Annotated in this window: 8 protein-coding genes, 1 pseudogene and 1 riboswitch; of the genes and pseudogenes, 3 read left to right on the top strand and 6 right to left on the bottom strand. The window is 54.6% G+C overall.

Features of this window, described 5'->3' with window-relative positions; all coding sequences use genetic code 11:
• Window positions 1-42: 42 nt before the first annotated feature.
• Window positions 43-597, bottom strand: a complete 555-nt coding sequence (locus tag HMPREF2751_RS03265) for a 2-isopropylmalate synthase (protein WP_048731724.1) — start codon at window positions 595-597, stop codon at window positions 43-45.
• A 239-nt stretch (window positions 598-836) separates the two neighbouring features.
• Window positions 837-2,222 carry a dipeptidase gene (locus tag HMPREF2751_RS03260; protein WP_070429048.1) on the bottom strand — a complete coding sequence of 462 codons (1,386 nt, stop codon included), beginning with the start codon at window positions 2,220-2,222 and terminating at the stop codon, window positions 837-839.
• Window positions 2,223-2,549: 327 nt separating this feature from the next.
• On the opposite strand from HMPREF2751_RS03260, the gene groL reads away from it, so the two are divergent.
• A complete protein-coding gene (groL, locus tag HMPREF2751_RS03255) occupies window positions 2,550-4,175 on the top strand; it encodes a chaperonin GroEL (protein WP_016421501.1) in 1,626 nt (541 codons plus the stop codon).
• A gap of 345 nt (window positions 4,176-4,520) precedes the next feature.
• Here groL and HMPREF2751_RS03250 read toward each other — a convergent pair whose 3' ends face one another.
• Window positions 4,521-4,997 (bottom strand): DIP1984 family protein, encoded by a 477-nt coding sequence (locus HMPREF2751_RS03250; RefSeq protein WP_049190643.1) that lies wholly within the window; start codon window positions 4,995-4,997, stop codon window positions 4,521-4,523.
• A 1,399-nt stretch (window positions 4,998-6,396) separates the two neighbouring features.
• Complete coding sequence (locus HMPREF2751_RS10710) at window positions 6,397-8,190, bottom strand: J domain-containing protein (protein WP_141747435.1); 1,794 nt, start codon at window positions 8,188-8,190, stop codon at window positions 6,397-6,399.
• 224 nt (window positions 8,191-8,414) lie between these two features.
• On the opposite strand from HMPREF2751_RS10710, the gene ppk2 reads away from it, so the two are divergent.
• Window positions 8,415-9,314, top strand: a complete 900-nt coding sequence (ppk2, locus tag HMPREF2751_RS03240) for a polyphosphate kinase 2 (protein ID WP_069358937.1) — start codon at window positions 8,415-8,417, stop codon at window positions 9,312-9,314.
• Between the two features lie 107 nt (window positions 9,315-9,421).
• Here ppk2 and HMPREF2751_RS10585 read toward each other — a convergent pair.
• Window positions 9,422-9,760, bottom strand: a pseudogene (locus HMPREF2751_RS10585) (IS256 family transposase); the annotation flags it as partial.
• 295 nt (window positions 9,761-10,055) lie between these two features.
• A complete protein-coding gene (locus HMPREF2751_RS03230; RefSeq protein WP_070595433.1) occupies window positions 10,056-11,177 on the bottom strand; it encodes a Dyp-type peroxidase in 1,122 nt (373 codons plus the stop codon).
• A 207-nt stretch (window positions 11,178-11,384) separates the two neighbouring features.
• Window positions 11,385-11,567: riboswitch (cobalamin riboswitch) on the top strand.
• Window positions 11,568-11,605: 38 nt separating this feature from the next.
• Between HMPREF2751_RS03230 and metE the strand changes: the two genes are divergently transcribed.
• Window positions 11,606-13,915: a 5-methyltetrahydropteroyltriglutamate--homocysteine S-methyltransferase gene (gene metE, locus HMPREF2751_RS03225; RefSeq protein WP_070595430.1), complete on the top strand. Its 2,310-nt coding sequence runs from the start codon at window positions 11,606-11,608 to the stop codon at window positions 13,913-13,915.
• Window positions 13,916-13,979: the final 64 nt, after the last annotated feature.

Raw genomic sequence — 13,979 nt, 5'->3', positions numbered from 1 at the left:
AGGGACACCCCCCCCGTTTACTAAACGAGCAGCATCCGCGTCCTACCCATGCAGGCGGTTAGCAGCGCAGACCAAAGCGGAGAGCACGGAAGCCTCCGGAGTCTGGCCGAAGCCCATGGTCCACACATGGTCATTGTTGTGACCTGCATAGACAAAGGTAGCGGTAGCTTCGAAGATTTCGAACTGGTGGAATTCCACGATTTCCACGCGGTAACCTGCATCAGCCAGCAGATTAGTGCAAGCCGACACCGGCCCCATAGCGGTAATCTCCTGGGTGAAGGTGTGGGTGTGGTCGTCCTTGTCGGTCAGTGTTAAGTCAGCGTTGAAATTCCAGCGCCCCAGGGTGCCGCGGGTTGCCTCGAAATTCTTGATCTGAACCGGGCCGCTCGTGGGGGAGTAGGTGTCCTTGAACTTCTGCCAGTTCATGCCACGAGCTTCTTGCCTTAAGCCTCGAGGCAGGCGATGTCCGAATCGAGCCCTAAATGGATCGTCGGAATAAGTTCGCACATTGCCGTCGTCCTGGTGCTCCAACGAAGGGCGCTTGCCCGTGAACGTCGTCGAAGTGGACATGTTCTTCTGGGTGCGAGTGGGAAACATTCTTTTCTGGTCCTTTGCTTAGTTGCTTTTGCTGTGAGTGGCGGACCAACCAAGTGCTTTGAGAAGTTGCGGCCAGAGACCCCGTGTGGAGGGGTCAGTCCTGTCGGCCTCCACCGGGGTTCGTAGCCTTCGCTACTCGAATAAGAATGTTCTGCTGCATGGGTGGAACCTTACTACAGGTAAAAGATGTGACACAAGTCATTCAATCAATATCTTTGGTGGATTCTTTGCTGTCCCCGTTAAATTCCGTTGACAGAGGCCAGGAAAACCGCCTCGCCAATAGCGATGTCGCGAATCTCGTTCGGGTCGACCGATTCATCAGCCGAGTGAATGCGGGCCTGTGGCTCTTCCACACCGTAGAGTGCGATGTCAGCACCTGGTACGGCCTCCAGCAAAGTGGCGCACAGCGGAATCGAGGCTCCCTCGCCCATGCTTGCCGTCTCCTTGCCGTAGGCGGCCGACAGGCTGTCGGCAACCAGCTGCACAACCTTGCCCTCAACATTGGCCCGGAATGGGTTCGCTAGCTCGTCGCGCTCGACCGTCACCTTCACGCCCCACGGAGCATGCGCGCGCAGGTGATTCTCCAGTGCCTCCTGTGCTTCGGCCGGGTCGACGCCGCTTGGGATGCGGAAGTTGATGTGCGCCATAGCAGTCGATGAAATTGCGTTGACAGCATTGGTCGCTGGTGGGCAGTCGATTCCGGTCACAATCACAGACGGGCGAGCCCAGGTCAGGTCAGAGACGGAAGCGTCCTCGTTGCTAATTAGGTCCACGCCGTCGAGTACACCTGCGTCGGCGCGGAAAGTCTCTGGCGCGTAGTCCAGCCCCTCCCAGCGCTGCGAGCAGTCCAGGCCGTCAATAGAGGTAAAGCCATTTTCATCGCGCAGGCTGTCGAGCATACGAATCAACGCCGCCAGTGCATCCGGAGCTGCGCCGCCGAACATGCCCGAGTGCACCGGCTGCTCCAGCGCATCGACGCGAACTTCCACATCGGCGGTGCCGCGCAGGGTGGTCACGAGTGTCGGCTGGCCAACCTCGGCATTGCCGACATCCGCAATGAGGATGACGTCGGCGTCGAAAAGCTCCGGCTGCGTGGCGATGAGGTTGTTCAGGCCCGCCGATCCGCGCTCCTCGGAGCCTTCCACGATGAGCTTGATGTTTGGCATGTCGACGCGGCCCGCAAGCGCGTCGTCACGCAGCGCGCGCAGCGCAGCTAGGTGCATGACCACGTTGCCCTTGCAGTCGGCAGTACCGCGTCCGTACCAGCGACCGTCGCGCTCATCGAGCGTCCACGGATCCGCGGTCCAAGCGGATTCGTCGCCCGCCGGCTGGACGTCGTAATGGGAGTAGAGCAGTACGGTCTTCGCGCTTTCCGACGACCCGGGGACGAAACCCGACAGTGCAATCGAGCCGTCGACGGTGTGGTGCGCCTCCAGTTCGATGCCCAGCTCTGCGTACATGTCGGTAACCGCCTTAACTGCGTCAATGCAGGCCTGCTTGGTTTCTTCGGTGCCGTGTACGGAGGGGAAGGCCACCAGCTCGGTCAGCTGGGTGCGGATGGTCTCGCGTTGGCTGGAGATGTGGTCTCGCAGGGTCTCCGTGAGTTCCTTATTAATAATGCTCATGTGCGACAGTGTAGGCGCACAACCATGATGGCGTTGGAAGTGGCATAAGGAGTGACGCCAGGAGTGACAATGCTTAACCTTGCACTCGATGGGGTTGAGTGCTAGAAAAGTGAATTAGCACTTGCTCTAATTGAGTGCTAATAAAAACAACTTCACACCTTGTGTATGCGTGTGCTGAAACAAGTGTTGAAAAGTCGTTAAAAAGTACAGTGTTGACTCCGGTGATGGAGAGGGCGGCGCTTCCCTCGAATCACATGCCGTCGCGGGCGCCTGGGTCAACTTCCAATGTAAGTGCCACATAAATAGACGGAGGATTCTTCAAACCTCATGGCTAAGATGATTGCATTTGACGAGGAGGCCCGCCGCGGTCTCGAAACGGGTCTGAATACCCTGGCAGACGCTGTCAAGGTTACGCTGGGCCCGAAGGGTCGCAACGTAGTCCTCGAGCGCAAGTGGGGCGCACCGCTAATCACCAATGACGGTGTCTCCATTGCACGTGAAATCGAACTTGAGGATCCTTACGAGAAGATCGGCGCTGAGCTGGTCAAGGAAGTTGCCAAGAAGACCGACGACGTCGCTGGTGACGGTACTACTACCGCTACCGTTCTGGCTCAGGCTCTGGTTTCCGAGGGTCTGCGCAACGTTGCTGCTGGCTCCAACCCGATGGGCATCAAGCGCGGCATCGAGAAGGCTGTCGCGGCTGTTACCGAGAAGCTGCTGGAGTCCGCTAAGGACATCGAGACCAAGGAGCAGATTGCTGCTACCGCTGGTATCTCCGCTGCTGACCCGGCTATCGGTGAGCTGATTGCCACCGCTATGGACAAGGTCGGCAAGGAAGGCGTCATTACCGTGGAAGAGGCCAACACCTTTGGTCTCGACCTGGAGCTGACCGAGGGTATGCGCTTCGACAAGGGCTACATCTCCGGTTACTTCGCCACCGACATGGAGCGCCAGGAGGCCGTTCTGGAGGATCCGTACATCCTCCTGGTTTCCGGCAAGATCTCCAACATCAAGGACCTGCTGCCGCTGCTGGAGAAGGTCATGCAGTCCGGCAAGCCGCTGCTGATTATTGCTGAGGACGTCGAGGGTGAGGCTCTGTCCACCCTGGTCGTCAACAAGATCCGCGGCACCTTCAAGTCTGTCGCTGTGAAGGCTCCGGGCTTCGGCGACCGCCGTAAGGCAATGCTGCAGGACATGGCTATCCTGACCGATGGCCAGGTCATCTCTGAGGAGGTCGGACTGTCGCTCGAGACCGCTGACCTGCCGCTGCTGGGTCGCGCTCGCAAGGTCGTCGTCACCAAGGACGAGACCACCATCGTCGAGGGCGCTGGCGAGCAGTCCGCTATCGAGGGCCGTGTCAACCAGATCCGCGCTGAGATCGAGAACTCCGACTCCGACTACGACAAGGAGAAGCTGCAGGAGCGTCTGGCTAAGCTCGCCGGCGGTGTTGCAGTTATCAAGGCTGGCGCCGCAACTGAGGTCGAGCTCAAGGAGCGCAAGCACCGCATCGAGGATGCCGTCCGCAACGCAAAGGCTGCTGTGGAGGAGGGCATCGTCGCTGGTGGCGGTTCCGCACTGCTGCAGGTTTCGCACGTGCTTGACGACGAGCTGGGTCTGACCGGCGACGAGGCAACCGGTGTCCGCATCGTGCGTGCGGCTCTCGCAGCTCCGCTGCGCCAGATTGCTCTGAACGCTGGCCTTGAGGCCGGCGTCGTCACCGAGAAGGTTGCTTCCCTGCCGCAGGGCGAGGGCCTGAACGCTGCTACCGGCGAGTACATCGACCTGATGGAAGCTGGCATCAACGATCCGGTGAAGGTTACCCGCTCCGCACTGCAGAACGCTGCTTCCATTGCGGCTCTGTTCCTGACCACCGAGGCTGTTGTCGCTGACAAGCCGGAACCGGCTATGCCGGCAATGCCGGGTGGCGACGAGATGGGCGGCATGGGCTTCTAAAAGAGGTCCCAACTGCTTGAGTTAGCCTTAAAAATCGCCGCTGAGGGGTGTCCCTCAGCGGCGATTTTGCTCTGTAACTTGAGAAAGTTTAAGTCCCCGAACCCACCCTCGTCGCATCAGATGCCTCAGCGCTTGGTAGTGAAAAATAACCGATGATCTGTACCCATGTACGCAATGCCGAGGACTGTCTGTTATTAATCCTGCTGCCTCAGTACAGAGGTGAGATCCTTGGAGTCCCTTTAAGGCCAGGGACAGGCCGTCGCGCTCGCCGACAATCTGGATGCAACTACCGACTTATCAAAGTGTGAAATTCTTCTGGTCTCGCTACCGAACCCTGCCACTTTGCTATTCGGCCGGCTTATTCGCGGCCTCGATAAGCTCGGTTGACCAGTTCGCCTGCTGAATACGGGTATCCAAGTCCCGGTATTCCTTCGCCGCCTTGTCGGCTTTCTGGCGCAGCGACCGGATATCCACAGTGGCGACATAGCGAATCTCCGAAGCTGAGTATCGATCCCGCCGACCCGAGCCCTGATCGGCTGCGGAGGTGTAGAACCGCCGCCGTGTTAGCAGGTGGTCGCGCTTCGCAAGTGCGTCGCTAAGCGTTCCGTCCTCGAAGGCAGTAGCGGAATTCGTTGCGTTAATCGAGCGCACCAGCCATTCGAAGCGCGCCATCAGACGCTCGGCTTCGGCAATAAGCGCTTGCGGATCTTCATCAGGCGTATCGCCTTCCTGCACCTGCGCCACCAGCGCGAGACGGCGATTAATCTCAGCCAGCCGGTCGGAAACTTCGGATCGTGCGGCAAGAGCCTCGGATAACAACATGGCATTTATTGTACGCGCAGTGCTTATCGACGGTCGCTGCGTGCAGTCCCACCCCTCAATTTCGGGGAGATTCTTAAACAGTGAGCACAAGCGAATTTCATGGCGAACGCAAAAGCGGCCATTCAGGAAGCAAGAACTGGCCGACTTCGTCGCAGTAGAAAGCGTGCGCGCTTCTTAACTACACGGAGATAACACTGAGATTCAGGCAAGTTTGAGTTACAACACACAAATCTTCAGATTCGCACATCACGATAATGGTTTCGCAGATTCACCTGGTTAATGGTGGAGGGTAAGTGCACGATGATAAGAGCAAGTATTTTCTATTGGAGAGTATCGGAATCTGAGAACTACTGTTAATTCTATTGTGTTTACTTTCGCTATTGTAATTATTACATATGTTGTCTACTTGACTAAGCCTCGGTTAAAAAATTCAAAGACAGCTGACCCCACCATTGAGAATGAACTTCAGAAAAAAGATAATGGTTGGCAATGGCCAGAGGAATAAAACTGTAAAATAGCAGATCGGATGGGGGAAGGCACGAAGGGTCCCCTGAAATGTATTTAGCCGCCGAACCCAAACATCATTACAGAAGTGGGCTCAGTCTTGGGTAGAGAAAAATAACGAACAATTTGTTCCCATGTGCACTGCCTTTAGAACGTTCTGAAAGAATTATTGTTGTCTTAGTGCAGGCGATTTTTAGGATATCTCACGATGCCCCGGAACGGGCTGCTATGATTGCTGACGAACTGCCTGTAGCTGCCGAGATATTTAACACTACTTGGGTTGTTGCAGTTTGAAATTTGTTGACCGCAGTAAGCAATTTAGCCTGTATGACAATTTTCTGCTCGATTCAATCAGTGAATCAATTGACTTGCTGGATACGCGTCTAGAATGCGGTATTCCTTCGCCAATTAGTTGGTCATATTGCCGTAGCGATAAGAGAAGTTCACAGTTGAGACCAGCTGAATTCTAAGGTTGGGTAACGGGTGCACCGGTGTGAATCGTAGTTGGCTAGGCGGTATGCAACCGGTGCATCCAATGATGGATGTACTTCCCAAGTGGGTGGCTAAGAGTAGTACCGTCGAAGACAATAGCGGAACAGGGGACATTTATGGTTCATACTAGCTATTCACAGAGGGACTTCAGGCGCACGGAATCTGAGATGAGAGCCTGCGAATCTCATGAGAAGCGTCGTTCTCCAGAATCGGGCTTTGAAGTTCCGGCTCGATTAGTACCCTTTCCTAGCCGTTCGGAAACCATTAACTTCACTGCGAGAGCTGTGGACAACAAACGGGGTGAAATTTAATGACAATGGAAGAGAATCATAGAAGAATGGTTGGCAATTGGAGACTACAGAACACACAGAGGGTTCTGAATTATTACGATAATTCGATTGCTCTAGTTCGAGTCATAGGCAAAGTACTCCCATTCCCAGTGGCCACTCGACTCATCGGTCGAGATTTTTTGCGTTCTTTTCCAAATATAGCCCTGAGAATTCAAATATTGATGCCAGGGAACGGGATCGTTGGTTTGAGTACGGGTTGCATATGAGACGCCAAATGCTTTCGAACCATCATCCGACTCACTGACATAGACATTTTCTGAATCCATGCCTACGAAATAGAAGGAGGGAACTGCATCGCGATCTTCAGAGCTTAAGCTGTAAACCTCTTCTCCGGTAGTCACATCATAAATATGATTTCCATTTATCCCCGTTTCAATCAACACGTAGTTACCAGATGTGTGCATTTCGGGTTGAAGGGCCGCAGAGTATTCATAGCTAGCTTCAGGTACCTTAGTAATTTCGTTAAAAGTACCCGTACTCGAATCGAAAAGGACGAGAGTAATATCTGATAGTCTATAAGCTACAAGTCCAGCGGGAGTTTCTTTGACATCTGCGGCGCTTTCTTTAAACGTTCTAGTGTAACCGTCCTCCATGGGGTAGTTAAAGTTACTCACAGAAGTATACGATTCAATTTCGTGATAGGTTCCATCAACCAAGTTCACTATTCCATTATGGTAAATATCTTCTTCGCCGTCTTCAATAGGATTGACCCTTGTGTATGGAATTGAGTGGTCGTAAAGAGGTAAAGAGTGTTTGTGGGATGCCTTAGGGGTGAAGGGGAACTTAGGAGTGATGAATTCACCCGTTTCTGCATCTAGAATTGCAATTCCAGTCGGAGAATCAAATGTGAAACTAATTCGATTGTCAGAAATGGTCATTGGTCTGATGATTTTATCGCCCGATATATCTCCGTGTGATGGAAGGCTAAAGCTCTTTTCATCAATGATTGTTTCGGAAATCGCATCGATATAGTCGACATAAAGTGTTGTCGCCGTGCCATTGAGGGCTTGCTCTTCCGTTTTCGAACTGCTAAGCCGAATGAGAGTTGGCTTATTCTCGATAGGCGCATATGCAATGCCAAAGAATTCTCCGCTATGTGAGGGTGTGGGCAAGGAGACATTAAGTGGTGCAATTCCAGGTTCGGTTGCAATCGTAACCTCACTTTGGAGTCCATCCCCGGTTGAAAACTCGCCGTTGGGCATTAGATTAGCGACTCGCAGGCCGTTTTTAGCGATGTCGGAAGCGGCATATTCAATATCCGAGCCTACTAATCTTTCTTTGTCCCACTTGGCACCTGCAAAGATTGAAGCGCTCGTTGAGTCGGTTTGTGACTTCGCAACATTTATTAAGGTAATTGATGTGGCAAGTATTAATGCTAAAAGTATTGTAAGAGCCACTGTTTGGCGTGGGTTATTTTTGAGAGTTGTAGTTGTTCGGTGCCAAAATGCTCCAAATTTACTTGTTGGAAAAGAAGAAGTTGTGGTCTTTTGCGGTGATGGGTAATTATAGTTATAGTGATTTATCTGAGAAGCGTAATTCTTTGTAGGGGGTAGAGTTGATTGTGTGGCAGACAGTCCGGCAGTATTGTTCATTTGCAAATCGCGGTTTGCCAGCCAGCGGAGCGATTCCAGTGTTATGTCGCCCGATTGGTGGTCAGTTAGTCGCTGATCGTAAATGCGTTTTTTTGAGGGGTTAGTTAGTATCTTTTCAGCAATGGCTAGAAGTTCTGAATTTGCCTCGTCTTCAGTATTTATTTCCCATCTCTTTCGATTTAGGTCTACTCTAATCTCGTCAATCGACTTATTATCGTTGATGGAAAGCTGTTCATAAAGGTTTAAATGGCCCATTGCTAATAGTCTCCTTAATGTGATTGCAATATTATTACGTTTTTCAACTCTATTATTGAGCTGTTGGTGGATGTGATTTGAGGATAATCTTAGCATTGCTTGTATCCGGGGGGGGAGAGGTGCCATTTTTCAGCTCACCCGTCTGGGGTGCTTTTAATAATTGGCTTGCCTGGGGGGCGGTACTTTTGGGGGCTAAGCATGAGTTTTCGGGTTATCATGTAGATATGGCTGACAAGAATGAAGAGGAATTCCACATCGTCGATTTGGCGAAGACCGAAGGTTACGTCGTCGATGACTCTGATGAGGACGATCCAGTACTGGTCACTCCAGACGGCGAGCGGGTTGATACCTGGCGCGATGGCTACCCGTACGAGGAGCGCATGACTCGTAAGGAATATGAGTCCATTAAGAGGAAGCTGCAGATTGAGCTTCTGAAGTGGCAGAACTGGACCAAGGAAACTGGTCAGAAGCACATCATCCTCTTCGAAGGCCGTGACGCCGCTGGTAAGGGCGGCACCATTAAGCGCTTCAATGAGCACCTGAATCCGCGTGGTGCTCGTACTGTGGCTCTGGAAAAGCCGTCGCCGCGTGAGTCCACCTCGTGGTACTTCCAGCGCTACATTCAGCACTTTCCGTGCGCTGGCGAGATCGTCTTCTTCGACCGTTCTTGGTACAACCGTTCGGGCGTTGAGCGCGTGATGGGTTTCTGTACTGAGTCTCAGCACGCAGAGTTCCTGCGTGAGGTTCCGATGCTGGAGAACATGATTTTGGGCTCCGGTATTTCGCTGACCAAGCTGTGGTTCTCTGTGACTCAGAAGGAGCAGCGCACTCGCTTCGCGATTCGCCAGGTTGACCCGGTACGTCAGTGGAAGCTCTCTCCGATGGACCTCGCTTCGCTGGATCGTTGGGGTGACTACACCCGTGCGAAGGAAGAGCAATTCCGCTACACGGATACCGATGAGTCCCCATGGATTACCATTAAGTCCAACGACAAGAAGCGTGCCCGCATCAACGCAATGCGTTATGTGCTGAGTAAGTTCGAGTACACGGAGAAGGACCACGAGCTGGTTGGTACTCCGGACCCGAAGATTGTTAAGCGTGGTCGTGACCAGATTGGTGACTAATTCGGTGGTCCGTGACTGACAAAGTTCTTGTCTAGAAGTAACGCCCGCAGGAGCGCTAGGCACTCCTGCGGGCGTTTTCTTATGGCTGGCGGGCGGTGGCGCTGACAGGCGATGACGTGGTCACGGCTTGCGGCTACGAGCAGGCAGCCGGCGTCGGCGTAGGTGCCGTCGATGAAGATTTGGTCGTAGATTCGGTTGGGGGCTGGGGTATTGGGGACATCGATGAGCCACAACGAGGTGAACCGGCGGTCGAGCGTGCGCCGGGAGACGTGCAAGGTGTCGGCGACCTCGGTTAAAGAAGCAGTGCCGGTGACGTAGGCGTGAAACGCTTTGAAATCCCGGGTCTGGGTCTGATCGAGGCGGCGGTGTGTGGTGGAGGTTCCACAGTCAGGGTTCTTACACCGCCACCTGGTTGTCCCTTTGGTTGTGGTGCCGTTTTTCTTCATTTGCCCAGTGCATACGGGGCATCGGGGTCTGTCACTTAACCCTGGGTTGGAGTGGGGCTTGGGTTGAAGCAGGGGCAGGTTGTTGGCTTGTCCGGCACTTATGGCCAGTTTTCGGGGACTTATCGATGTATTCCCCTGACTTATCGATGGTTTTTCGGCACTTATGCGCAAGCTGCGGGCCAGGCCCTCTCACTTGTCGATGCGCTATTCACTTGTGGCCACGCTGCAGCGCATCGATAGGTGAATAGCGTGGCCACAAGTCGTCGGATGCGTCGGCCAGCTAGCATTGCAGCCGCTACCCCTCAATCAACTCCTGTCCCCAGTAAGAATCAGGGGTAGTGCCAGGGGCGATCCAATACACAGCGGAGCCGATGTGACGGTTCCACTCATTGAGCAAATCGCCGCGATCCAAACGGGCCTGGATTGCACTGAATTGGTTGTCCGGGTTCTTCTGGAATGCAACCCAGACCAGGCCAACGTTCGGTCCTTCGAACGGGAAGGCCGGCTCACCGGGCTGGTCTTCGTAGGCATAGGCGCGGCGACGCAGGGCGTCGTCAGGCTGACCATCCTGCTCACGGGAAAGCGCCAAGTGAGACTGGCGGTGGATGAGATACTCGCCCTGGTCATCGACGGCGTCCATGTCCTCTTCATCGAACTCGTCATTGCCGCCGGAAAGAGGAGCGCCGGTGTGGAAGTCACGACCGATAACGATGGAGCGTTCGTCGGTGCTGAGCTCATCCCAATTGTTCAAGTCGAGCGCAATACGGCGAACAACCATCACGCAGGAGTTGTTAATCGCCTTGTCCTTGGAGTCAATCCACACCTGTTCGGACCATTCCTCCGGAGTGGACGGGTTGACGGTGCCGTCGAGCTGACCCAGCGGGTTGCGTGGGGTAGCGCCGTGAGGCTGCGAACCCCAGGCGTAGGAAAAGCCCTTCTGGAACCACTTCACGCGAGCCCACGGAGCCGCCTTCTTTTCCAGTAGACGGGACGCGGCCGAAACGGTGACGAGATCATCACCGCACAACTGCAGAGCGAAGTCAGACTGACCCCACTCAGGGCGGAGCATGTCATGCTGGAATGACGGGATATCGTGCAGACCAGCCGGCTTGCGCTCTGGTTTGCCGAGGACATCGAAGATGCGCTCACCGAAACCTGCGGTAATGGTCAGGTTTGCAGTGGCTGCAACCATTTCCGGTTCCAGATACCCCTCGATGTCCTGGCCTTGGGTGAGGCGGCGGGCAACGTCGGTAAGCGAGGAGAACAGTGCCTTCAGATCTGCTGCGTCGACGCCGTCCTTCAAATCGAATGCGACGAGGCGGAGATGTGCTTGGCCGGGCTGTTCAACGCCTGACTGGACCGGGCCATCGAACGGAATCTTGGCGCCCCTCAGGGAAGTTTCGGAAGCCTGTGTCAATCGAGGTCACTCCTTGAAAGCGGTGGAATGAATAGCTTTTATGACTACGAGCTTAATCGCATTGGCCCCAGCAGGAGAGCACTAAAGCGAAGGCTCGGGGAGGGGCTAAGTGAATGACATATTTGTATATTGCGATATACTTCACATCCACAGCCGCCTCGAAGGTGTTCATAAAGGAAAGTGCTGCATATCGCACGTTTTCCGCGCAAGGTGTGTTTTGAGCCTAGCGCGCATGAGGCCCTCGAGTTATGCAGGGGAATCCCGGTGCAAGTCCGGAACTGTCCCGCAACGGTAAGCATCACTGCCAGAGCTTTGGTTTATCCGACGAGTTGATAACCAATCTTGCAGTGATGACAAGTCCGAATGCCTGCCGGTTGTGCAATTTCATATCCGATGCTGATCACGACTGACGAGGAAATCACGAGATCATGGCAATTCACGCAACCCTCGCGGGCATTCCGCGGATAGGGCGTAATCGTGAGCTCAAAAAAGCTCTGGAAAACTACTGGCGCGACCCGGCGACCGGCGGCCTGTTGGCCGCGACGGCGCGCAACACTGTCAATAGCTACATTGGCGCAGCGTTGAAGGTAGGAATCGACTCGGTTCCGACAATTGGGCGCTCGTTCTACGACTCCATGCTGGATACATCGGCGCTGCTCGGAGTGCTTCCAGCTCGCTTTCAGGATGTCCCGAAAACGGACGGTTCCAACCTGCCGGAATGGATCAACCACTACTTCGCCACCGCTCGCGGTACGAAGACGCAACCGGCATCCGCAATGACCAAGTGGTTCGACACTAATTACCACTACATCGTTCCGGAGCTGTCAGCCGATACTGAATTTACCTCTGACCTCACTGACTGGTTGGATGATTCCTGCAGCTTGAACAATGGCGCCACAACGATGCTGCGCCCTCATTTGATTGGTCCTGTGACCTACTTGAGCCTGTCGCGTACCGACGATGATTCGAACCCACTTGGCCTATTGGAAAAGTTGACCGATGCGTACGCGGAAATCATCGCTCAACTGGGGGATAAGGGCTTTGAGTGGATTCAGCTCGATGAGCCAGTATTGGTCACTGACCTCGATGAAGTGACTCTTGCTAGGACTCGCCAGGCCTACGAGAAGTTGGCCGGCGTGGCGGAGTCTGCGAATACCAAGTTGTGGGTGCAGACCTACTTTGGTGATGGTGATCAGGCGCTGGAAACCCTTTCTGGCACAGGCGTGCAGGCCATTGGTTGCGACCTGGTAGCAGGTAGCTTTGAGTTGCCGCATTGGACCGGCAAGGAACTGCTGGTTGCGGGCATTGTTGATGGGCGTAATGTGTGGCGCACCGACTTGGATGCAGCCCTGGCGACGCTGGAGAAGCTGGCAGTCCGAGGCCCCATCGCGGTGTCGACTAGCTGTTCGCTGCTACACGTCCCGTACTCCCTGGCCTCGGAAAACCCGAGCGAAGAAGATGCCGAGGTGCTGCAGTGGCTGGCCTTCGGGGATGAGAAAATCGGCGAGGTGACCCTCTTGGCGAGAGCGCTTGATGCCAGGTTGAATGACCGCCAACTCGATGCCGCGGATTTGAAGGCGTTGAGGGAGTCCCGGGCAGCACTGGCATCAAGGGCAGAATCGAAGCGGATTGTTAAGCCTGAAGTTCGTGAAGCTTTGGCAGCAATCGAGGAGAGCGACCGGACTCGTTCCTCGTTTGCAGCTCGCCAGGCGGCTCAGGCTGAGGCCCTTAACCTGCCTCCGCTGCCGACCACCACAATCGGTTCCTTCCCGCAGACCAATAGCATTCGTCGTGCACGTGCGCAGTTGCGCGCGGGAGAGCTCACCCCAGTCGACTACGAATCAGCAATGCTCGCTGAAATTCGATGCTCCATTGAGCAGCAGGAAGAATTGGGACTCGATGTGCTCGTTCACGGCGAACCTGAGCGCAATGACATGGTGCAGTACTTCTCGGAGCAGCTGGACGGCTACCTCGCGACCGCCAATGGCTGGGTCCAAAGCTATGGTTCCCGCTGCGTGCGGCCGCCGATTCTCTACGGTGATATCACCAGGCCAGAGCCAATGACGGTGCAGTGGTACAAGGCAGCGGCAAACATGACTGACCTTCCCGTCAAGGGAATGCTCACCGGGCCGGTGACCATGTTGGCATGGTCGTTTGTCCGTGATGACCAGCCCATCGGTGACACTGCGGATAACGTTGCGCTGGTTTTGCGCGATGAGATTGCAGATCTCGTGGCCGCTGGAGCGCAAATCGTGCAGGTCGATGAGCCAGCCATTCGCGAGTTGCTGCCCCTGAATGAAGCGGACCAGCCCGCCTACCTGAAGTGGGCCGTAGGTTCCTTCCGTCTGGCTACCTCTGGTGTGGCTGACGACATTCAGATTCACACGCATATGTGCTACTCGGACTTCAATGAGCTTATCGACACCGTCGATGATCTCAACGCCGATGTCACGTCCATCGAAGCAGCTCGCAACGGTATGCAGGTGCTCGCAGCGCTGAAAGATGAGGGATACGTTCGCGGGATTGGTCCAGGTGTCTGGGACATCCACTCGCCTCGCGTGCCGACGGACGGAGAAGTCAACCAGCTCGTGGAAGATGCGCTTGAAAGCGTTGACCCCAACCTGCTGTGGATTAATCCGGACTGTGGTCTAAAGACCCGAGGTTGGGAAGAGGTTACGGCTTCACTGAAAGTATTGGTAGCCGCAGCTCAGCAGGCTCGGTTGCAGCTAGCAGAGTAAGTCGCGAACTGCATAGCCGCAAAATAAATAGTGGGTTAAGTAGCAAAAAGTGTGTCCGCTCGGC

This window comes from Corynebacterium sp. HMSC063G05 (genome assembly GCF_001810555.1).
GTDB lineage: Bacteria > Actinomycetota > Actinomycetes > Mycobacteriales > Mycobacteriaceae > Corynebacterium > Corynebacterium jeikeium_D.
This window is presented reverse-complemented; position numbering and strand designations above follow the sequence as displayed.